Below are 19,828 nucleotides of genomic sequence, written 5' to 3'. Positions count from 1 at the left end.
TGAACGGGTGGGTGATGCAGCGCATCAGGCGGCCTTGCGCACGTCGCGGTGCGGATCGAGGTACAGCAGGCGGCGCAGGCCTTCGCGGCGGAACGGCTTCCACTGGCCCTCGGGCTGCGCGAGCCGATCGGCGATGGCGTAGAGCACCACCGGGTTGTGGCCGAGGCCGCAGTGGCTGCCCTCGACCTCGATGTTTTCCGAGGTCGCGGTCTCGCGTTCGCGGCAGCCCTGCCAGGCCACGATGCCGTCGCTGCGGCTGTAGATGGCGCTGGCCGGCACGGGCGGCGGCGTGCGCATGCGTTCGCGCTCGGGCCAGTCCTCGACCTTGCGCTCGCTCACCATCTCGTACAGCCGCCACGCGTTGCTCGCGCGCGGCTCGCCGGCGAACGGACTGCCGAGCGTGATGACGCTGCGCACCTGCGAGGGCGCGCGCCGTGCCAGCTCGCGTGCGAACACGCCGCCCAGGCTCCAGCCGACGATGCTCACCTTGCGCTGGTAGCGCTCGTGCAGCTCGGCCAGGCGCTCCTGCATCTGGTCTTCCACGCCGGGGCGCGGGCCGAAGTTGGGGCCGAGCTTCCATCCGTGCGCGCGGTAGCCGCGGTCGCGCAGGAAGGCGCGCAGCGGCTGCGTCGAGGCATCGCTCGCCGAGAGGCCGGGCAGCACGAGCACGGGATGCCCGTCGCCCGCGGGCGCCATGCGCAGCATCGGGGCCATGGTGAAGAACGCGGACAGCTCCGCCACGGCGCGCCACTCGAGCATCAGCAGGCGGCGGGACGGCGGGGCCATCGAAGAAGATTCGGTCATGATCATCTCGGGAGTGGAGGGAAAGGGAAAAGAAAAAAAAGAGAGGCGAAGAAAAAGCCCGACGTGCAGACGCGATGCACACGGCTACCCGGTCGGGCGGTCGTTCGAGAGAGGATCGAGGTCGGGGAAAAGGGGTGAAGGTGCCGCGCAACGGCGGCGCCCGGCCTGTGCGGCGGCACGCATGCATGGTGTGAACCCGCCGCGTACGTCCAGTCCGTGCCGGGCATGCCGGCACGCGCGAGGTGCATCCATGTGTTGTCTCCTGTCGGCCTCGTCCGGGCCTTCAGCGAGGCTCGGATCGGGCACTTTGTTGTCGTTGCTCTGGGCGCCATCTTTTCGCGGCGACGTCGACAAGAAAAGGTGCGATGCGACCACTTCGCGGTGATTTCGGGACGCGCATTTGAACGCCGCGCAGGCGCGACTCACAACTGCGAACAGATGTGTGGATCGACGGCCACGCGAACGCCGCACGAAGGCGCGCGCGTGCGAATCAGCGGTGGTTCACGATGCCCGATGCGGCATCGCGCAGGCGTGGCTCAGGCCTTCGCCGCGCGGTAGTCCTGCGGGCTGCGGCCGGTCCAGCGCACGAAGGCGTGGCGGAAGTTCGAGGCGTCGCTGTAGCCCAGCCGCTCGGCGATTTCCTCGGTGGTCATGCGCGTGGTGCGCAGGTACTCGATGGCCAGCACGCGGCGCACGTCGGCCAGGATGCCGCGGTAGGTCGTGCCTTCGGTCTCGAGCCTGCGGCGCAAGGTGCGCGGATGGATCGACAGCTCCGAGGCCATCGGCTCGATGGTCGGAAAGCGCCAGGGCATGTGGTCGATCAACGTGCGCCGCACCACCGACGAGACACCGCCCGAGCGCGGCAGATCGGCCAGCACCTGCTGGCACATCTCGCTCACCATCGCATGCGTGACCGAGTCGGGCAGCCGCGAGGGATGGCCCACCCACGGCGAGCCCACATGCAGTTCGTCGCGCGGCTGGCCGAACGCCACGGGGCAGCAGAACAGCGTGCGGTAGGCGCTCAAATCTTCGGGCTCGGCAAAGCGCACGTGCAGTGCGGAAAGACCGAACGACGGACCGAAGAGATCGCGCCCCAGTCGAAGGTGCACCGCGAAGGCGAACTCGAGCGCGAAGCGGTACAGCGGGTCTTGCGGGTCGGACGACAGCAGCACCTCGTAGGGCAGCACCGCGGTGCCGCCGCTGCAGGTGTACGACACCGGCCCGGCCACGGGACCCATGACGCGGTTGTACTTGATGGTGAAGTCCATCAGGTCGGCATGCGTGGGGCTGCTCAGCAGCCCGTAGCCGTACATGCCGTAGGCCGTGAGGTGCATGCGGATGCCCGCGCGAAAGGCGATGCTGGGACCGGGCGCCAGACGCACCGCGTTGCGGAAGACCACGGCCGCCTGCTCGTAGGAAATCCGCGTCGCCGGTGCGCGCAGCTGGTCTTCCGTCAGGCCACTTCCGCTCAGGGTTTGTTCCGGTGCGATGCCTTCTTCGACCAGGGTGGCGACGATGGCTGCGACGCGCTGGGGTCCGTAGACGCGTGACGCGAAGTCGGGTGGCGAACGATGCACGACGATTCAATCCCTTCAGAACACATGCCTTCGATGGCGGGCCGCCACTGGCCTCGCACTCCAAGGTCGTCGCAGGATATCGAAGCGTTCTGCACGCGCAGACTCGGAGTTTCCCGATAGCGCCAAATTGTCCCGAAGTCACTCCCGGTTGGTCTGAACGAACCTTTCTCGCGCTGGTGCCCCACGGAAAGATCGTCCACGAAACACCGTCCCGGCCGCAGGCCACAAAGCGCAACGCGCGACGGTTGCCTTTCGCTTCTCTTGCTTTCTCTCCCCTTCCTTTTCACCGCCACGCCCCATGCAACGCGACCCCTCCTCCCCTTCGTTCGCTTCGTCCAACGGCATCGAGCTGGCCTACGACTGCTTCGGCGATCCGGCGGCGCCACCGCTGCTGCTCATCATGGGCCTGGGCACGCAGATGATTGCGTGGGACGAGGCCTTCTGCGAGCGCCTGGCCGGTCGCGGCTACCGCGTCATCCGCTTCGACAACCGCGACATCGGACAGTCCACGCGCCTGAGCGCCGCGGGTATTCCCGACGTGGCCAAGCTGCTCGGGCAGGCGCTGGCCGGCGTGCCGGTGAGCGCGAGCCAGGTGCCGTACACGCTGGCTCACATGGCCGACGATGCGGTCGGCCTGCTCGACGCGCTGGGCATCGATCGCGCCCACATCGTCGGCGCCTCGATGGGCGGCGCCATCGGCCAGGAGATCGCGCTGCGCCATCCGGCGCGCGTGCGCACGCTGGTGTCGATCATGGCCACCAGCGGCGCCCCCGACCTGCCGCCGCCCCAACCGCAGGCGCTGCAGGTGCTGCTCACGCCCACGCCGCTGGACCGCGACGGCTACATCGCGCGCCAGCAGCAGGTGATGAAGGTGCTGCGCGCAGGTTCGCATCCGGACGAAGAGGCGCTCGATGCCGCGCGCGCGGAACGCAGTTTCGAACGCGGCCTGCACCCGGCCGGCTACGCGCGCCAGCTCGCGGCCATCATCGCGTCAGGCAGCCGCAGGGAGCGGCTGGCGTCGCTGAAGGCGCCGACGCTGGTGATCCATGGCGATGTCGATCCGCTGGTGCCGATCGAATGCGGGAAGGACGTGGCGCGCCACGTGCCCGGCGCGCGGATGGTGACCATCGAGGGCATGGGGCACGCGCTGCCGAAGGTGACGTGGGCGCCGGTGATCGATGCGATTGCGGGGCACGCGGTCGAGAGCCGCTGATCCCGCGTTCAGTCGGGCGCGTGCTCCCGCCTCCAGGCCTGCGCATGGCCCAGGAAGGCGCGAAGCTGCGAAGGCCGCACCGGCTTGACGAGCACCGGCAGGCCGGCCTCGCGTGCCGCCGCCAGCGAATCGCCGCCGACGTCGCCGGTCACGATCAACGCGGGCAGGTCGGCTTCGTTCAACGCAAGGCGCAGGTCCGCGATGGCCTGCAGGCCGCTCGCCTGCAGGCCAAGCCGCAGGTCCACCACCAGCGCATCGGGCCGGAAGCCCGCCTGCAGGCACGCCAGTGCGCTCGCCATGTCGCTCGCGGCGCGGACCTCCGCGCCCCAGGAGGCCAGCAGCCCTTGCAGCGCCTGCAACGAACTCTGGTCGTCATCGAGCACGAGCACGCGCGCCGCCAGCGCGGCGGTCGATGACGCGACGAGCCGTTCGGCATCGTCAGCCCGGCCGCCCTCGGCCGCATCGGCCAGCGGCACCTGCACGTCGAATACGCTGCCCTGCCCCGGCTGCGAGCGCACGGTCACGCGCAGGTCGAGCAGTTCGCTCAATCGCTTGACCGTCGCAAGGCCCAGGCCGTAGCCCAGGCGGCGGTCGCGCGCCGGGTTATCGATTTGATAGAACTCGTCGAAGATGTGCGGCAGGTGTTCGGGCGCGATGCCAACGCCCGTGTCTTCGATGGCCAGGCGCAGCCGGCCGTTGTCGACCCGGCCACCGATCCGCACGGTGCCCTTGTGCGTGTAGCGGATGGCATTCGCCAGCAGGTTAGTGACGACGCGCGTGAGCAAGGCGCGGTCGCTGCGGACGGTGGCGGCATCGATCGTCATCTCGAACTTCAACCCCTTGGCCGCGGCCACGGCCTGGTGCGGCCGGCAGCAGTCGCGCAGCAACTCGTCGATGGCGAAGAGCGACCATTGCGGGCTGATCGATCCGGCATCGGCGCGCGTGATGTCGAGCAGGTCGTCCACCACGTCGGTCATGCCGTCGGCGCAGGCCACCAACTGCTCGGAGAGCGCCTGCACCTGCGGCTGCGTGCTGACCGTGTGCAGCGTCTGCGCCAGCAGCGCCATCGCGTTGAGCGGCTGGCGCAGGTCGTGGTTGGCCGAGGCGAAGAAACGCATGCGCGCCGCCACGGCTTCTTCGGCGGTCTGGCGGGCCGAGCGGCTGCGCTCGTTTTCGGCGCTCAGCGCGGTCACCAGTTCGGCATTGCGCCGGCGCTGCGCCTGGATCTCGTGCAGCGCGCGCGAGAGTTCCCTGGAACTCAGCAGCGTGTAGACGCCGATCAGCGTCACGATCATTGCCATGGCCAGGTGGTAGCTGCCGCCGAACCAGATGTCGCGCAGCACCAGCGGGCCGAGGATGAGACCCACATAGACGATGGCCGACCGCTCCATCGTCGAGAGCCGGATCGCCCCACCGAGCGAGACGGTGACCATCGTGATGTGAAGGATGGCCTCGGCCTGCGCCGGCCCGTCGTTCTGCAGCAGGACGCACAAGACGCCCCACGACAAGGCGAGGCTCTGGCTGCTGGCCATGAGGGGCAGTGCCATCGCCGCGAGGTTCGATCGAAGGCCGGGCCGCAGCGCCCATGCCACCCAGATGCCGCCCCGCACGGCCACGAGAAAGCAGTAAACGGCGAACCACGCCTGCATGCGCGCGCCGTCCACGCCCGTCGCGTATTCGCGGTAGCACAGGTACCCGCCGAGCGCGGCCAACATCCACGCCCAGGGCGTGGTGCGGATCATCTGCTCGACCTGCTGCAGCTGGAGGTCCGAGAAGCGCAGGCACGCGGCGATGAGGCCACGCACACCGGGGTCGCGCGGCGCTTTCAGCGGGGATGCGAGAGCGGCAGGCACCGAAGGCTTCATCGCGGCTCCAGCAGCAGCCCTGCGCGCCGCGCCTGGACCAGCAGGTGGGTGCGGTTGCGCGCGTCCATCGTGTCGAGCAGCGCCGTGATGTGGAGCTTGACCGTGCGCTCCGCGATCGCCAGCTCGGCGGCGATCTGCTTGTTCTGGCGGCCTTGCGCCACCAGCAGCAGCACTTCGAGCTGACGCGGCGTGAGGCTTGCGACCGGCAGGCCGGTGCGCGAGGGCAGCACATCGAAAGACTCGCCACCCGCGGCCACCTCGTCCAGCGCCGCGGCGATGTGCGCCACCGAGCGCGACTTGCCGATGAAGCCGGCCGCTCCCGCGGCGCGTGCGCGCGCGGCGAGTGCCGGCTCTTCGTCGCCCGAGATCATCAGGCGCGACACGAGGGGATGCCGGGCGCCGAAGAGACGCAGGCCTTCGAGGCCGTCTTCACCGCCCAGGCGGTAGTCGATCAGCACGATGTCGGGCGCACATTGCGAGGCCCGCGCCACGCCCTCGGCCAGCGAGAGCGCGGTCTGCACTTCGAAGTCGGGGCGGGCGTGCGTCAGTGCATGCGCAAAGCCGACACCGAACAGCGGGTGATCGTCGACAAGCAGGAGTTTCATGGTGCCGTGATCCTCGGGTGCGGGCCCGGCCCGCGCCCTCTCCTCGTAGGGCGCCATTGTTGTCTACGCCGGCGCGTCGGTGCCACGCCGGCTTTCGCGAAGCCTCAGTTGCAACGGCCCGCCGCGCGCAGCAGCGCATTGCAGGCTGGCGCGGGGCTGGTCGCCGGCCGCGTGGCGGAGCGGCGCGCGGACGCGGGGGCGTCGCTCTGGCGCATCTCCTGGCAGATGGCATCGCTGACCACCCGGCCCACGACCGACACCGAACCCTCCACGTAGCAGCTGTAGACCCGTCCGCCGTCGGTGCGGGCCTGGAAGGTCGTCTGCACACCGCTGTCGGCCCGGTTCGAGATCGTGAACGCCTGCGGCGGCAGGCCCAGCGCCCGCGAGGTGTTCGTGACGATGGCGTCGTCGGTCACGGCGTGCGAAGCGCAGCCACCCGCCAGAACGGCAGCCATGAGAAGCCAGGGCAGGCAGAAGAGCGTGCGTGAAGAGGTCATGCCAGCAGCCTATCGGGACATCTTGGAACGGCCCATAGCACCTTCGGGCAGGTGCCCGAAGGTGCTATGGGCCGCACGCGGGGCCGTCCCTACGATCCGGCCCTCTTGAACGAACAAGCACAGAAGGCGCCGGGCCCCGGCGCCAGCGGATGAGGAGGAACACAGACATGACGAAGACGAGCAGCTACGGACGGAGGATGGTGTGCGCAGGGGCGCTGGCCCTGCTGGCGGCCTGTGGCGGTGGTGGCGGATCGGGCGGCGGCGCGTTGCCGCCCCTGGGCCTCTTCCCGCCCCCACCACCGCCGGCGCCAGTGACCCATCGCCTGGAGGTCGGCATCACCGGCAACGGCCGCGTCGGATCGCAGCCCGCGGGCATCGACTGCACCGATAACTGCAGTGCCGATTTCAGCGCGGGCACCGAGGTCGTCCTCGCGGCCACGCCGGCTGCGGGACAGGTGCTCGGCAGTTGGGGCGGCGCATGCAGCGGCAACGGCAGCACCTGCAGCGTGCGGATGGGCGCAGCGCTCGGCGTGACGGCCACCTTCGTCGCCGCACCGCCCGTGATCGGCTGGGGCGATGCGTCGGCGCTGTCGGCCGGCGGCGCCAGCCTGCCGAAGACCGCGATCGATGCGCAAGGGCGCGCACTGGTCGTGTGGCGCCAGATCGAAGGCAACCCCCAAGTGGATCGGTTGTGGGGCAGCCGCTACCTGCCCGGCAGCGGCTGGACCGCGCCGCAGCGCATCGAGGCCAACGCCGGCGGCGTGCGCGACATCCGCATCGCCATCGACAAGCCCAGCGGCCGCGCCGTCGTGCTGTGGACCCAGCTGAGCTCCGTCACCGGCTACGACCTGTGGGCGCTGCCCGTCGACCCCACGGGCGGCTGGGGCAGCCCCGCGCTGCTGGAAACCGGCACCGGCATCGTCGGCAACGCCAGCGTGGGCATCGACGCCAACGGCAACGCCGTCGCCGTGTGGTCGCAGATCGGGCCGGCCACACGCTTCAGCATCTACGCCAACCGCTACACCCCGGCTGGCGGCTGGGGCACCGCCGCGCTCATCGAGACCAACGAGGTCGTGGGCAGCGTCGACGGCGACCCGGCCGTCGTGGTCGCGGGGTCCGGCGAATCGGTCGCCGTGTGGAAGCGCTCCGACGGCAGCAGCGCCTCGCTCTGGACCAACCGCGCCAACGCAAGCGGCACCTGGGCCACGGCCACCGAACTCGTGCCCGACACCGGCACCGGCCACTCCATCGGCGCCCACGACCTGGCGATCGACGCCGCCGGCAACGCACTGCTCGCCTGGGGCCAGGCCGACCTGCCCGGCGGCAGCAACCAGTGGGAGAGCGCCGTGTGGTTCAAGCGCTTCTCGGCGGGCGCGTGGCAGGGCGGCACTGCACGGGTGGGCGCACCGTTCGTCGCCACGCAGGCGTTGTTGAGCACGCCCGTGCTGCGCATGAATGCGGGGGGTGCGGCGGTCGTGAGTTGGGGGCGGCTGGATAACGCGCTCATGGCGGCGACGGCGGCACCGGGGGCGGCGTTCGGCGCGGACCGTGTGGTGCGGGCGGCGGCTTCGCAGGCTTTGGCGAGCTTGCCTGCACTGGGCGTGGACGATGCGACCAATGCACTGGTGGCGTGGGCGCAGGGGAATGGGGTGGGGACCAGCGATCTCTATGCGGCTCGGCACACGCTGGCGAATGGCTGGGGGACGCCGGTGGCTCAGGAAGGCACGGACGAAATTGCTACTTCGCCGGATCTGGCGATGAATGAAGTGGGGAATGCGGTGCTGGCTTGGCAGCAGTTTGAGGCTGCGGCAGGAACGCGCATTTTGGTGCGGCGGTACGGGTCGGGGAGGTAGGTTGCGTGAGGGGGCAAATGGCTTGCCCCCGATCGCGAGCCCGCATGAACAGCAGGCTGATGGCGGAGAGTGTGAGATTCGAACTCACGGACGCTTTCACGTCGGCAGTTTTCAAGACTGCTGGTTTAAACCACTCACCCAACTCTCCGGAACCGTCGATTTTATGCCGACGGCGCAGCCTTATTCGTCATCGGGCAGGAACAGCGTCTGCAGGTCGCTCAGGAAGTCGAGTCCGCGCTCGGTGGGCCACACGCGGAACAGGTCGCGCGCGACGAGCCCCTTGCGCTCGGCCTCTTCCAGGCCGCGCTGGATCGACGTCATCGCCAGGCCCGTGCGTTCGCTGAACTGGGGCAGCGTGAAGCCCTGCTTCAACCGCAGCGCGTTGAGCATGAACTCGAACGGCAGGTCGGCCAGCGCCACTTCGTCGCTCTGCGACACAGCCATGCCGGCGCGCGCGTTCTCCATGTACAGGCGCGGTTCGCGATAACGCACCTGCCGCACGATGCGGTGCGCGAAGCTGAGCTTGCTGTGCGCGCCGGCGCCGATGCCGAGGTAGTCGCCGAACTGCCAGTAGTTGAGGTTGTGCGCGCATTGGTGCCCGTCGCGCGCATAGGCCGAGACCTCGTAGCGCGACATCCCGCTCGCGCCCGTGCGCTCGGTGATGCGGTCGAGCATGGCGTAGGCGATGTCGTCCTCGGGCAGCGTGGGCGGGAACTTGGCGAACCAGGTGTTGGGCTCGATGGTGAGGTGGTAGATCGAGATGTGCGGCGGCGCAAGCGCCAAGGCCTGGGTCAGGTCGGCGTCGAGGCCTTCCATGGTCTGGCCCGGCAGGGCGTACATCAGGTCCAGATTGAAGGTGTCGAAGGCGCTCGCGGCCTCTTCGACCGCGGCGATGGCCTGGGCGCGGTCGTGCACGCGGCCCAGCGCCGTCAGGTGCTCGTCGTTGAAGCTCTGCACGCCCACCGACAGGCGCGTGACGCCGGCCGCACGGTAGGCGCGGAAGCGGTTGCGCTCGAAGGTGCCGGGGTTGGCCTCGAGCGTGATCTCGCACTCGGGCGCGAGCTTCAGGCGCGCGCGCACGTCGCCCAGCAACCGGTCGATGGCTTGCGGCGAGAACAGGCTGGGCGTGCCGCCGCCGATGAAGATGGTGTGGACGGTGCGGCCCCAGATCAGCGGCAACGCGGCGTCGAGGTCGGCGATCAGCGCGTCGATGTAGGCGGCTTCGGGGAGGCCGTCGATGTCGGCCTCGCTGGTGGCGCGCCACTCGTGCGAGTTGAAGTCGCAGTAGGGGCACTTGCGCAGGCACCACGGCAGGTGGATGTACAGCGACAGCGGCGGCAGTGCGGCGAGTTGCAGCGGGCCGGGGCGCATCCAGTGCAGCACGTCATTGGCCTGGGGGGCGCCGCCGGCTTGGGCGGGCTGGATCGGGAAGACGGTGGCCATGGGTCAGAACCAGCGCTCGCGCATCAGGGCGAGCATGGCCTGCGCGGCGCGGCCGCGGTGGCTGTTGGCGTTCTTCACGTCGGGCGGCAGCTGGGCGAAGGTCTTGCCGAAAGTCGGCAGGTACATGACGGGGTCGAAGCCAAAGCCGTTGTCGCCGATGGGCGTGGGCGCGATCTCGCCGACCACACGGCCGACGGCAATGAGCGGCTCGGGGTCGTCGTGGCGGCGCAGCGCGACCAGCGTGCTCACGAGCGCGGCGCGGCGGTTGACCACGCCGTCGAGCTGTTCGAGCAGCGCCTTCACGTTGTTGGCGTCGCCCTTGGCGTAGCCGAACTGCGTGGCGTAGTAGGCGGTGTCGACACCCGGCAGGCCGCCGAAAGCATCGACGCACAGGCCGGCGTCGTCGGCAATGGCCGGCAGGCCGGTGGCGGCGCTGGCGTGGCGCGCCTTGGTCAGCGCGTTCTCGACGAAGGTGCGGAAGGGTTCTTCAGCCTCGCCCACGCCGAGTGCCGACTGCGGCACCAGGGTGACGGACAGCTCGGCAAACAGCTGCTGGAGTTCGGCGAGCTTGCCCGCGTTGTTGGAAGCCAGAACCAGTTTCATGGAAAGTCAAAGATGGCTGTGGCGCCCGATGAATGAACGGGCGCCAGTAGCTAGTGGTTGTGGTCGTCGTTCGTTCAGTTCGAAAGCAGGGCCTGCTGCTGCAGGCTCACGAGCTCGCCGATGCCCTTCTCGGCCAGGCCGAGCAGGAGGTTCATTTCTTCGCGCGTGAAGGCCACGCCTTCGGCCGTGCCCTGCACTTCGACGAAGTGGCCGGCGCCGGTCATGACGACGTTCATGTCGGTGTCGCAGGCCGAGTCTTCGGTGTACTCGAGGTCGAGCAGCGGCGTGCCTTCGACGATGCCCACCGAGATGGCGGCCACGTGGCCCTTGATGGGCGAGGTCTTGAGTGCGCCGGAGGCCAGCAGCTTGTCGACGGCGTCTTGTGCGGCCACGAAGGCGCCGGTGATGGCCGCGGTGCGCGTGCCGCCGTCGGCCTGCAGCACGTCGCAGTCGAGGTGGATGGTGCGTTCGCCCAGAGCGGCGAGGTCGAACACGGCGCGCATCGAGCGGCCGATGAGGCGCTGAATTTCCTGCGTGCGGCCGGTCTGCTTGCCCTTGGCGGCCTCGCGGCTGCTGCGGGTGTGGGTGGCGCGCGGCAGCATGCCGTATTCGGCCGTCACCCAGCCTTCGCCGCTGCCCTTCTTGTGCGGTGGCACTTTTTCTTCGACCGAGGCGGTGCACAGCACGCGGGTCTGGCCGAACTCGATGAGCACGGAGCCTTCGGCGTGGATGGTGAAGCCGCGGGTGATGCGCACGGAGCGCAGCTGGTCGGCGGCACGGCCGCCGCTTCGTGTGAAAGCAGTCATTTTTTGAAAGAGAAAACCGAAAGAAGAAAAGGGAAACTGCGCGCTCAGGTCTTGCGGGCGGCAGAGCGGCGAATGGCTTCGTTGATCTCGGCGATGGAGCGCTCGATGGCGTCTTCGTCGAGGTCGTCGATCTCGCTGTCGGACGGCATGCCGGCCTGGATGGTCGAGGCGAACACGCCGTCGTCGATGGTTTCGGTGGACACGCCCCGGTCGTCGCCGGGCGTCTCGGGCATTTCCCACTCGAGCGCGATCAGCGTCACGTTGTCGCTGTGGGCTCCGCCCTTGCGCAGCGCCATTTCGGCGAGGTCGGGCGCGGCGTCGGACACGGGCTTGCCGGACGAGAGGGTGTGCACGATGACGGCGTCGTCGAGCACGCCCCAGACACCGTCGGAGCACAGCATGAGGCGGTCGCCACGCTGCAGCGGCAGCGGTGCCGACACGTCGAACAGCGGCGTGGTGGGCGAGCCCAGGCAGGTCAGCAGCAGGTTGCGGTTGACGGGCGCGTCGGTGGCGCCGTGAGGCTTGGGGCGCTCGGCATGCGAGTGGTCGCGCGTGCGGGTCAGCAGGCGGCCATCGCGCACGACGTACAGACGCGAGTCGCCGCAATGCAGCCAGGTGGCCGTGGCGTTCTGCAGCACGGCCGCGACGACGGTGGTGCGGGGCGTGTCGAGCATCGCCTTGTGGCTGGCGTACCGCATGATCTGCTGGTGCGCCGACATGGCCGATTCGGCCAGGAAGGCCTTCACGTCCTTCACGGTGGGGCGGGCCTCGCGCTGGTACAGCGCGGCGATGGTCTGCAGCGCCAGCTGGGCCGCCACTTCGCCTTCGGGATGGCCGCCCATGCCGTCGGCGAGCACGAACAGACCCGACTCCCGCGTGTAGCAGTAGCCCATGCGGTCTTCGTTCTTGAGACGGCCACCCTTGCGGCTGACCTGGAACACGGAGAACTTCATGTCGCTCAGGCCGGTCGGGTGGTGGGCGCGGCAGCGCGCGGCAGGCTCTTCTTGTCGAAGGAGCGGATGTTGTCGATCGACAGGCGCACCTTTTCGCCGACCGTGAGCTTGGTGTAGCGGCGCTCGCCTTCGCGGCTGAGCTCCTTTTGCAGCGCAAACACCGACTGCGGGCGCGAGAGCGGGTCGAGCGACATGCACCACTCGACCACCTCGATGAGGTTGTCGGAGTACACACCGCGCAGGCGCGAGAGCGACAGGCTCAGGCGGTCTTTCTCGATGCGCCGGGGCGCGTCGTTGGGCGGATAGCCCTGCATGCAGGCGTAGATGCAGGCGCCGATGGCGTAGATGTCGGTCCAGGGGCCCATCGACGAATCGCGCCGGTACATCTCGGGGGCGGCGAAGCCGGGCGTGTACATGGGGCGGATGAAGATGCCTTCCTTGCTGAGCACTTCGCGCGCGGCGCCGAAGTCGATCAGCACGGCGCGGTCGTCGTCGGTGACGAAGATGTTGGCGGGCTTGATGTCCAGGTGCAGCATCTTGTACTGATGGACGATGCGCAGGCCGCGCAGGATTTCGTCGAACAGCGAACGGATGGTCGATTCGCGGAACACCTTCTGCCGCTTCAGGTCGCGCGCCGTGACCACGAAATCCTGCAGGGTCGCGCCCTCCAGGTAGTTCATGACCATGTAGACGGTCTCGTTTTCGCGGAAGAAATTGAGCACGCTGACCACCGACGCATGCGAAATCTGCGCGAGCGAGCGGCCTTCTTCGAAGAAGCTCTTGAGCCCCAGGCGGTACAGCGACAGTTTCTCGGGCGGCACCTGCGGCGCCAGCTCGCCGGGGCCCCGGGTGGCGAGCGACGAAGGCAGGTATTCCTTGACGGCGACTTGCTGGCCGTTCGGGTCGATCGCGAGGTAGACCACGCCGAAACCGCCCGCGGAAAGCCGGCGAACAACGCGATATCCGCCAATGACCGTATCGGGCAACAGGGGCGTAGGCTTGACCTTTGACATAATCCGGGAGTTTCGCCCGAAGGCGATGGTGCGGCAAGCGAACGCTGTACCGACGCCTCGGTGCTTGCAAGCAAAACCACAGTGAGGCGCAATGCCAGTTTACAGCATGACCGGCTACGCCAGCGGCCAGAACGGCCCCGCAGGCAGCCACTCCGAAGCCGATGCACGGCCCTCCGCCGCGGGCCGGCTCGGGGTCGAAATCCGCTCGGTCAACAGCCGCTTTCTCGACCTCACCTTCAAGCTCCCCGAGGAGCTGCGCCAGCATGAGACCGCGCTGCGCGAGCTGCTCACGGGCAAGCTCAAGCGCGGCAAGGTCGAGGTGCGCGCAGCCATCGAGAACACGTCCCAGGCGGGCGTGGTCGAGCCCTCCGTCAAGCTGCTTCAGCGGCTGAACGGCGTGCAGGACGGCATCCGTGCCTGGCTGCCCGGCGCCCGCGAGCTCAGCGTGGCCGACGTGCTGCGCCTGGCCGGCGGCGACGGCGCCACGCGCGGCGACTGGGGCCCCGACCTGCTCGACGTGGCAGGCAAGGCCCTGGAAGCCCTGATCTCCGCCCGTCAGCGCGAAGGCGCCCGGCTGGCCAAGATGCTCGAAGCGCACCTGGCGCAGCTGCGCACCCTGGTGCAGCAGGCTGGCCCGCTGGTGCCGCAGCTGGTCGAACAGCAGCGCACCCGCTTCCTGGAGCGCTGGCAGGAGGCCATGGGCCTTACCGCCAGCACGGGCGGCACGCTGCCCGAAGCCGCCCAGGACCGCGCCCTGACCGAGGCCACCGCCTTCGCGATCCGCATCGACGTGGCGGAAGAGCTCACCCGGCTGAACTCGCACCTCGACGAGATCGAGCGGCTGCTCAAGAAGGGCGGCGAGATCGGCAAGCGGCTGGATTTCCTGATCCAGGAACTGCACCGCGAAGCCAACACCCTGGGCTCCAAGTCAGCAGCCCTGGAACTCACGCGCATCGGCGTGGACATGAAGGTCCTCATCGAGCAGATGCGCGAGCAGGTGCAGAACATCGAATGACGACGAGCCTACCCATGGACTACCCCGGCAATATCTTCGTGGTCGCCGCACCCAGCGGCGCTGGCAAATCGAGCCTGGTCAAGGCGCTCATGGAGCTCGACTCGGCCGTTCAGCCCTCGGTCTCCCACACCACGCGCCCCCCGCGCGGGCAGGAAAAGCACGGCCGGGAGTACTTTTTCGCCTCCCCGAGCGAGTTCGATGCCCTCATCGCGGCCGACGGCTTCGTCGAATGGGCCCATGTGCACGGCCACCGCTACGGCACGTCGAAGAAGGCGGTCGAGGAGCGGGTGGCCCTGGGCACCGACGTGATCCTCGAAATCGACTTCCAGGGCGCGCTGCAGATCCGCAAGACCTTTGCCAACGCGGTCATGATCTTCATCCTCCCGCCCAGCTGGGAAGAGCTGCGCTCCCGCCTGGAACGGCGCGGCGAAGACAGCGCGGCGGTGATCGAACTGCGCCTGAAAAACGCGGCCGAAGAGATGGCCCAGGCCGGAAAATTCGATTTCGTTATAATCAACGAGTTATTTGAGCGCGCACTCTTCGATCTCAAGGCGATCGTCCACGCGCAGAGGCTCCGGTATTCCGCACAGCGCAGAGCACGTGCCGATACGTTCGCCGCACTGAACATCCCTTGAAATCCCCGCTCACCGACCGAAAGAATTCATCATGGCCCGCATCACCGTCGAAGATTGTCTCGTTCAGATCCCGAACCGTTTCCAGCTCGTTCTCGCCGCCACGTACCGTGCGCGCATGCTGAGCCAAGGCCACGCACCCAAGATCGAGAGCAAGAACAAGCCCGCCGTCACGGCCCTGCGCGAAATCGCCGAAGGCAAGATCGGCATCGAGATGCTCAAGAAAGTGCCGGGCTGATCTTCTGACGCAGCCCTGCAACGAAAAGGCACCGCATTGCGGTGCTTTTTTTACGTCTGGACGCGTCCACAGAGCGGTCACGCTAAAGTGGTAGCCATGAGCGCGGTCGCCAAACCTCCGTCCCCCACGCCGAAACCGAGTCCGGCGGCGCTGAACGCGGCCGCCGCGAGTTTTGCCGCGCTGACGGCCCGCCTCGACTACCTCAGCCCCGAAGACACCGAGCTGGTGCGCCGGGCCTACCGCTTCGCCGACGAGGCCCATCTCGGGCAGCTGCGCAACAGCGGCGAGCCGTACATCACCCACCCCATCGCCGTGGCGGCGCAGTGCGCCGAATGGAAGCTCGACGCCCAGGCGCTCATGGCCGCGCTGCTGCACGACGCCATCGAAGATTGCGGCGTCACCAAGCCGGAACTCATCGAGCGCTTCGGCGCCCCGGTTGCCGAGCTGGTCGACGGGCTCACCAAGCTCGACAAGCTGCAATTCAACACGCGCGAAGAAAACCAGGCCGAGTCCTTCCGCAAGATGCTGCTGGCCATGGCGCGCGACGTGCGCGTCATCCTGGTCAAGCTGGCCGACCGCACGCACAACATGCGCACGCTGGCCGATGCGCCACGTGAAAAGTGGGCCCGCATCTCGCGTGAAACGCTCGAGATCTACGCCCCCATCGCGCACCGGCTGGGCCTGAACCAGACCTACCGTGAATTGCAGGACCTGTCGTTCCGCCATCTCAAGCCCTGGCGCTATGCCACGCTGGCCAAGGCCGTCGCCAAGGCCCGCGGACGACGACGCGACCTGATCCAGAAGGTGCAGAAAGAGGTCGAGACGGCCTTCTCCGCCGCCGGCATGACGCTGCGCATCGCAGGCCGCGAGAAAACGCTCTATTCCATCTACCGCAAGATGGAAGAAAAACACCTGAGCTTCGCGCAGGTCACCGACATCTACGGCTTCCGGCTCATCGTGCCGAACGTGATCGCCTGCTACACCGGCCTGGGCATCCTGCACCAGATGTACAAGCCGCTGCCGGGCAAGTTCAAGGACCACATCGCGATCGCCAAGCTCAACGGCTACCAGTCGCTGCACACCACGCTGGTGGGCCCTGCGGGCGTGAGCGTGGAGTTCCAGCTGCGCACCGAGGCCATGCACGTCGTGGCCGAATCCGGCGTGGCGGCGCACTGGCTCTACAAGGCCGCCGAGCCCAATGCCGCGAGCAACGACCGGCTGGGCACCAAGTGGCTGCAGTCGCTGCTCGACATCCAGGACGAGACACGCGACGCCGCCGAGTTCTGGGACCACGTCAAGGTCGACCTGTTCCCCGACGCCGTCTACGTCTTCACGCCCAAGAGCCAGATCATGGCGCTGCCGCGTGGCGCCACGGTGGTTGACTTCGCGTACGCCATCCACAGCAACATCGGCGACCACACCTCGGCCGCGCGCATCAACGGTGACCAGGTCCCGCTGCGCACCGAGCTGAAGAATGGCGACGTGGTCGAAGTGATCACCGCGCCCGTGTCCACGCCCAACCCCGCGTGGCTGGGCTTCGTGCGCACCGGCCGGGCACGCTCCAAGATTCGCCACTACCTGAAGACGCTGGCGCATGCCGAGTCCGAAGGCCTGGGCGAGAAACTGCTGGCGCAGGCGTTGCGCGCCGAAGGCCTGGGCAAGCTGCCCGAGGAAGACGACGAACACCAGGCGCTGTGGGAGAAGCTGCTGCGCTTCACCGGCAACCGCACCCGCGCCGAGCTGCTGACCGACATCGGCCTGGGCAAGCGCATCGCGAGCATCGTCGCCAAGCGGCTCATGGCGCTGCTGGCCGAGATCGGCGAGCGCCCCGACGCCCTCCTCCTGAGCCGCGAGCGCTTCACCTCGCACGAGGCGGTGTCGCAAGGCGCGGTGACGCTCGATGGCAGCGAGAACTCTTCCGTGCGCTTCGCCCAGTGCTGCCGACCCATTCCCGGCGACCAGATCGTCGGCTACCTAGGGCACGGCGAAGGGCTTGTAGTGCACACCGACGACTGCGGCGTGGGCCAGCGCCTGCGCAACAAGGACAGCGAGCGCTTCTTCGCGGTCGAATGGGCCGACGAACCCACGCGCGCCTTCGAGACCGGCGTGGTCATCACCGTGCGCAACGACAAGGGCGTGCTGGCCCGCGTGGCGGCCACCCTGGCCGATGCCGAGGCCGACATCACGCACGTGGAAATGGCCGACGAGACCCCGCAGGATTCGACCGACCTGCGCTTCGTGATCGCGGTGCGCGACCGCACGCACCTCGATGCCGTGCTGCGCGCCGCGCGCCGGACTGCGTCGGTGCTGACCGCGGCGCGGACGATTCCGGCGCCCTGACCTTCTTCGTCAGTTCGCCGGCGTGCGCGGCGCCGGATAGCTCACCGACAGGATCTCCACCTCGTGCGCCCCGCCGGGCGTCACGAGCTTCACCACGTCGCCCTCGCGCGCCTTGAGCAGCGCACGCGCGATCGGGGAAATCCAGCTGACCTCCGACTTGGCGCTCTCGGCCTCGTCGATGCCGAGGATCGTGACGCTGCGCTCCTCGCCGGTCTCGTCGGCATAGCGGACCGTGGCGCCGAAGAAGACCTGGTCGCGCCCGTGGTGCACCGACGGGTCGGTGATCTCCGCGATCTCGAGCCGCTTGCCGAGGAAGCGGATGCGCCGGTCGATCTCGCGCAGGCGCTTCTTGCCGTAGAGGTAGTCGCCGTTCTCGGAGCGGTCGCCGTTCTTCGCGGCCCAGTGCACGGCCTCGACGACCTTGGGGCGCTCCTCGTCCATCAGCTGCAGAAGCTCGTCGCGCAGGCGCGCGTAGCCCTCGGGCGTGATGTAGTTCTTGCTGCCCGCCGGCAGCGCGGGTGCGGCGCCGCCTGCGCCGTCATCGTCGTCGTCCGCATCGGCGTCCGACTCCTTGGTGAATGCCTTGTTCAATGCAGAGCCCTTCAAATCGGAAATACTGGGCGCCCTTGCCGCGCCCTACAAGCCGGTGAGTTTGCCGCAACCGCAATGCTAGGAGACAGGAGCCCCCGTGATCGCCACCGGACATTTCCCCTGCCGTCGCCATGCTTCGGCGGGGCTTCATTTGTACGCTCTCGCGGTCCTTGCTGCCGCACTGGGCTTTCTTCCCTTCGACACCCACGCCAGGACGCAGACCTGCTTTGTCGTGAGCATCCACAGCGGCGACACCCTCACCGCCCGCTGCGGCGACGCGGCCAGCGCCAGTGCGTGGCGCCGCGTGCGCCTGCAGGGCATCGAGGCGCCGAAGCCCGGGCAGCCCTTCGCCGAGCAGGCCCGGCAGAAGATGCACGACATGGTTCGCCTGAAGCCAGCGGACGTCGACTGCGACGCTTCCACGTCCCATGCCCGCGAGCGCATCTGCCGCGTGATGGTGACGCCGGATTCGGCACCCCATGGCCCACGAACGCTCGACCCAGGCCTGGCACTGCTGACCGTCGGATTGGCACGCTGGCAGCCCGTACAGGCACAACGCCTGTCACCCCAGGAACGCGGGCAGTACGAATTCGCGGAGGAAGAAGCGAAGGCCAAGCGGGCAGGCCTCTGGAAAGACGCGCGACCGACGCGACCTTGATGCGAGCGCGGCGCAATGACCGGCCAAAGAAAAAGGGTTAGCTCGAAAAACGAGCTAACCCTTGAAGAGTGGTGCGGCTGGCAGGAATTGAACCCACGACCCCTTGGTTCGTAGCCAAGTACTCTATCCAACTGAGCTACAGCCGCACAGCTTTCGATTATAGCGTGTTTTTTCGCCCTCCCCAACCTTTGTGATCGAAAGCTGAAAATACGGACGACGGCAGCCTGCAATGGGGCTTGTTGCAACGCATCCGGCCCATGCCGTTTCAAAGAGGCCCTTCCGACCCGGTACACTCCGCCCCGCCCGGAATAAGCCTGGGCCGCCGTAGGCAACACGGCGCCATACCATCCAAGGAATACTGAATGAACCGCATCGAACTGGTCGAGAAGATCGCCACCACCCACAACCTGAGCAAGGCCGAGGCCGCACGCGTCCTCGAAACGATCACCAGCAGCGTCGTCGCTGCCGTGAAGAAGGGCGATTCGGTCCAGCTGGTCGGCTTCGGTACTTTCAAGCAAGTCGCACGCGCTGCACGCTCGGGCTTTAACCCCCAGGCCGGCACCAAGATCAAGATCGCCGCCACCAAGGTGCCGAAGTTCGTCGCCGGCGCTGCCTTCAAGGCCGCCATCGACCCGAAGGCCGCCAAGCGCAAGGCTGAAAAGGCCGCTGCTGCACCCGCTGCCAAGAAGGCCGCCGCTCCCAAGAAAGCTGCTGTCACCAAGGCTGCTGTCTCGAAGGCAGTCGTCGCCAAGGCTCCCGCCAAGAAGGCCGTCGCCAAGAAGAAGTAAGACGCTTGATGCGACGCTGCGCAGGTCTGGCCTGGCAGCTGTCCGTATCGACGTCAAAAAGCCGCCCTCGGGCGGCTTTTTTGTGGGCGCTTGCCGCGCAGCGAATGCGGGCAGCAAAACCCTCTGTGCGAGGGCCCCAAACGAAAATAGCCTGGAAGAGAAACTCTTCCAGGCTATTCGAGAGATGGTGCGGCTGGCAGGAATTGAACCCACGACCCCTTGGTTCGTAGCCAAGTACTCTATCCAACTGAGCTACAGCCGCGCAGCCTTGAATTCTACCCCGCCGAAAGCGCTGTTCCGGCGAGGCCTTCAAAAAAGCTTCACGGCCTTGCGA

Annotated in this window: 19 protein-coding genes and 3 tRNA genes; 8 read left to right on the top strand and 14 right to left on the bottom strand. The window is 68.0% G+C overall.

Annotated features, from left to right (window positions below; all coding sequences use genetic code 11):
• Window positions 1–24: 24 nt before the first annotated feature.
• Complete coding sequence (locus VHAB30_RS00685) at window positions 25–804, bottom strand: esterase/lipase family protein (protein WP_095948796.1); 780 nt, start codon at window positions 802–804, stop codon at window positions 25–27.
• Between the two features lie 536 nt (window positions 805–1,340).
• Window positions 1,341–2,381 (bottom strand): AraC family transcriptional regulator, encoded by a 1,041-nt coding sequence (locus tag VHAB30_RS00680; protein ID WP_159275467.1) that lies wholly within the window; start codon window positions 2,379–2,381, stop codon window positions 1,341–1,343.
• A 298-nt stretch (window positions 2,382–2,679) separates the two neighbouring features.
• Between VHAB30_RS00680 and VHAB30_RS00675 the strand changes: the two genes are divergently transcribed.
• The gene (locus VHAB30_RS00675) at window positions 2,680–3,594 is read left to right on the top strand and encodes an alpha/beta fold hydrolase (protein WP_159273035.1); all 915 of its coding nucleotides are present in this window, start codon (window positions 2,680–2,682) and stop codon (window positions 3,592–3,594) included.
• An 8-nt stretch (window positions 3,595–3,602) separates the two neighbouring features.
• On the opposite strand, the gene VHAB30_RS00670 is transcribed toward VHAB30_RS00675, so the two are convergent.
• The 3 genes from VHAB30_RS00670 to VHAB30_RS00660 form a co-directional block, all read right to left on the bottom strand.
• Window positions 3,603–5,447, bottom strand: a complete 1,845-nt coding sequence (locus tag VHAB30_RS00670; RefSeq protein WP_159275466.1) for an ATP-binding response regulator — start codon at window positions 5,445–5,447, stop codon at window positions 3,603–3,605.
• Window positions 5,448–5,455: 8 nt separating this feature from the next.
• On the bottom strand, window positions 5,456–6,064 hold the full coding sequence (locus tag VHAB30_RS00665) for a response regulator transcription factor (RefSeq protein ID WP_159275465.1): 609 nt from the start codon (window positions 6,062–6,064) through the stop codon (window positions 5,456–5,458).
• Between the two features lie 104 nt (window positions 6,065–6,168).
• The gene (locus VHAB30_RS00660; protein ID WP_159275464.1) at window positions 6,169–6,561 is read right to left on the bottom strand and encodes a hypothetical protein; all 393 of its coding nucleotides are present in this window, start codon (window positions 6,559–6,561) and stop codon (window positions 6,169–6,171) included.
• 311 nt (window positions 6,562–6,872) lie between these two features.
• On the opposite strand from VHAB30_RS00660, the gene VHAB30_RS00655 reads away from it, so the two are divergent.
• On the top strand, window positions 6,873–8,414 hold the full coding sequence (locus VHAB30_RS00655) for an InlB B-repeat-containing protein (protein WP_159275463.1): 1,542 nt from the start codon (window positions 6,873–6,875) through the stop codon (window positions 8,412–8,414).
• A gap of 60 nt (window positions 8,415–8,474) precedes the next feature.
• Here the strand turns inward: VHAB30_RS00655 and VHAB30_RS00650 are convergent.
• The 6 genes from VHAB30_RS00650 to VHAB30_RS00625 form a co-directional block, all read right to left on the bottom strand.
• Window positions 8,475–8,562, bottom strand: a tRNA-Ser gene (locus tag VHAB30_RS00650).
• Between the two features lie 32 nt (window positions 8,563–8,594).
• Entirely contained in the window at window positions 8,595–9,857 is a 1,263-nt protein-coding gene (gene hemW, locus VHAB30_RS00645; RefSeq protein ID WP_062476321.1) for a radical SAM family heme chaperone HemW, read from the bottom strand.
• 3 nt (window positions 9,858–9,860) lie between these two features.
• A complete protein-coding gene (locus VHAB30_RS00640) occupies window positions 9,861–10,460 on the bottom strand; it encodes a non-canonical purine NTP pyrophosphatase (protein WP_159275462.1) in 600 nt (199 codons plus the stop codon).
• Between the two features lie 74 nt (window positions 10,461–10,534).
• Window positions 10,535–11,266, bottom strand: a complete 732-nt coding sequence (gene rph / locus VHAB30_RS00635) for a ribonuclease PH (RefSeq protein WP_159275461.1) — start codon at window positions 11,264–11,266, stop codon at window positions 10,535–10,537.
• 44 nt (window positions 11,267–11,310) lie between these two features.
• Window positions 11,311–12,219: a PP2C family protein-serine/threonine phosphatase gene (locus tag VHAB30_RS00630; RefSeq protein ID WP_062476311.1), complete on the bottom strand. Its 909-nt coding sequence runs from the start codon at window positions 12,217–12,219 to the stop codon at window positions 11,311–11,313.
• 5 nt (window positions 12,220–12,224) lie between these two features.
• Complete coding sequence (locus tag VHAB30_RS00625) at window positions 12,225–13,232, bottom strand: serine/threonine protein kinase (protein WP_056573330.1); 1,008 nt, start codon at window positions 13,230–13,232, stop codon at window positions 12,225–12,227.
• A 91-nt stretch (window positions 13,233–13,323) separates the two neighbouring features.
• On the opposite strand from VHAB30_RS00625, the gene VHAB30_RS00620 reads away from it, so the two are divergent.
• The 4 genes from VHAB30_RS00620 to VHAB30_RS00605 all read left to right on the top strand — a co-directional run bounded on the left by VHAB30_RS00620 (window position 13,324) and on the right by VHAB30_RS00605 (window position 17,457).
• Entirely contained in the window at window positions 13,324–14,247 is a 924-nt protein-coding gene (locus tag VHAB30_RS00620) for a YicC/YloC family endoribonuclease (RefSeq protein ID WP_159275460.1), read from the top strand.
• Window positions 14,248–14,261: 14 nt separating this feature from the next.
• Window positions 14,262–14,882 carry a guanylate kinase gene (gene gmk, locus VHAB30_RS00615; protein WP_062476362.1) on the top strand — a complete coding sequence of 207 codons (621 nt, stop codon included), beginning with the start codon at window positions 14,262–14,264 and terminating at the stop codon, window positions 14,880–14,882.
• Between the two features lie 31 nt (window positions 14,883–14,913).
• Window positions 14,914–15,117 (top strand): DNA-directed RNA polymerase subunit omega, encoded by a 204-nt coding sequence (gene rpoZ / locus VHAB30_RS00610; protein WP_013543330.1) that lies wholly within the window; start codon window positions 14,914–14,916, stop codon window positions 15,115–15,117.
• Between the two features lie 96 nt (window positions 15,118–15,213).
• The gene (locus VHAB30_RS00605) at window positions 15,214–17,457 is read left to right on the top strand and encodes a RelA/SpoT family protein (RefSeq protein WP_095746649.1); all 2,244 of its coding nucleotides are present in this window, start codon (window positions 15,214–15,216) and stop codon (window positions 17,455–17,457) included.
• A gap of 9 nt (window positions 17,458–17,466) precedes the next feature.
• On the opposite strand, the gene greB is transcribed toward VHAB30_RS00605, so the two are convergent.
• A complete protein-coding gene (greB, locus tag VHAB30_RS00600) occupies window positions 17,467–18,048 on the bottom strand; it encodes a transcription elongation factor GreB (RefSeq protein WP_062476302.1) in 582 nt (193 codons plus the stop codon).
• Between the two features lie 97 nt (window positions 18,049–18,145).
• Here greB and VHAB30_RS00595 point away from each other — a divergent pair, with 97 nt between their 5' ends.
• On the top strand, window positions 18,146–18,706 hold the full coding sequence (locus tag VHAB30_RS00595; protein ID WP_235926371.1) for a thermonuclease family protein: 561 nt from the start codon (window positions 18,146–18,148) through the stop codon (window positions 18,704–18,706).
• 69 nt (window positions 18,707–18,775) lie between these two features.
• Here VHAB30_RS00595 and VHAB30_RS00590 read toward each other — a convergent pair.
• Window positions 18,776–18,852, bottom strand: a tRNA-Arg gene (locus VHAB30_RS00590).
• Between the two features lie 216 nt (window positions 18,853–19,068).
• Here VHAB30_RS00590 and VHAB30_RS00585 point away from each other — a divergent pair.
• Window positions 19,069–19,494, top strand: coding sequence for an HU family DNA-binding protein (locus VHAB30_RS00585; RefSeq protein ID WP_159275459.1), 426 nt, complete (start codon window positions 19,069–19,071; stop codon window positions 19,492–19,494).
• A 185-nt stretch (window positions 19,495–19,679) separates the two neighbouring features.
• Here VHAB30_RS00585 and VHAB30_RS00580 read toward each other — a convergent pair.
• Window positions 19,680–19,756: transfer RNA gene (locus VHAB30_RS00580), tRNA-Arg, on the bottom strand.
• Window positions 19,757–19,828 lie beyond the last annotated feature (72 nt).

Origin of the sequence: Variovorax boronicumulans, assembly GCF_009811375.1 — a bacterium.
Taxonomy (GTDB): Bacteria; Pseudomonadota; Gammaproteobacteria; order Burkholderiales; family Burkholderiaceae_C; genus Variovorax; species Variovorax boronicumulans.
Note: the sequence above shows the minus strand (reverse complement) of the source record. Positions and strands in the feature narration are given on the sequence as shown.

What these genes read in the sequence shown, in the direction of transcription:
- VHAB30_RS00685 (WP_095948796.1), bottom strand. Translation starts at nt 804, where the DNA reads ATGACCGAATCTTCTTCGATGGCCCCGCCGTCCCGCCGCCTGCTGATG.
- VHAB30_RS00675 (WP_159273035.1), top strand. Translation starts at nt 2,680, where the DNA reads ATGCAACGCGACCCCTCCTCCCCTTCGTTCGCTTCGTCCAACGGCATC.
- VHAB30_RS00665 (WP_159275465.1), bottom strand. Translation starts at nt 6,064, where the DNA reads ATGAAACTCCTGCTTGTCGACGATCACCCGCTGTTCGGTGTCGGCTTT.
- VHAB30_RS00660 (WP_159275464.1), bottom strand. Translation starts at nt 6,561, where the DNA reads ATGACCTCTTCACGCACGCTCTTCTGCCTGCCCTGGCTTCTCATGGCT.
- hemW (WP_062476321.1), bottom strand. Translation starts at nt 9,857, where the DNA reads ATGGCCACCGTCTTCCCGATCCAGCCCGCCCAAGCCGGCGGCGCCCCC.
- VHAB30_RS00640 (WP_159275462.1), bottom strand. Translation starts at nt 10,460, where the DNA reads ATGAAACTGGTTCTGGCTTCCAACAACGCGGGCAAGCTCGCCGAACTC.
- rph (WP_159275461.1), bottom strand. Translation starts at nt 11,266, where the DNA reads ATGACTGCTTTCACACGAAGCGGCGGCCGTGCCGCCGACCAGCTGCGC.
- VHAB30_RS00630 (WP_062476311.1), bottom strand. Translation starts at nt 12,219, where the DNA reads ATGAAGTTCTCCGTGTTCCAGGTCAGCCGCAAGGGTGGCCGTCTCAAG.
- VHAB30_RS00625 (WP_056573330.1), bottom strand. Translation starts at nt 13,232, where the DNA reads ATGTCAAAGGTCAAGCCTACGCCCCTGTTGCCCGATACGGTCATTGGC.
- VHAB30_RS00620 (WP_159275460.1), top strand. Translation starts at nt 13,324, where the DNA reads ATGCCAGTTTACAGCATGACCGGCTACGCCAGCGGCCAGAACGGCCCC.
- gmk (WP_062476362.1), top strand. Translation starts at nt 14,262, where the DNA reads ATGGACTACCCCGGCAATATCTTCGTGGTCGCCGCACCCAGCGGCGCT.
- rpoZ (WP_013543330.1), top strand. Translation starts at nt 14,914, where the DNA reads ATGGCCCGCATCACCGTCGAAGATTGTCTCGTTCAGATCCCGAACCGT.
- VHAB30_RS00605 (WP_095746649.1), top strand. Translation starts at nt 15,214, where the DNA reads ATGAGCGCGGTCGCCAAACCTCCGTCCCCCACGCCGAAACCGAGTCCG.
- VHAB30_RS00585 (WP_159275459.1), top strand. Translation starts at nt 19,069, where the DNA reads ATGAACCGCATCGAACTGGTCGAGAAGATCGCCACCACCCACAACCTG.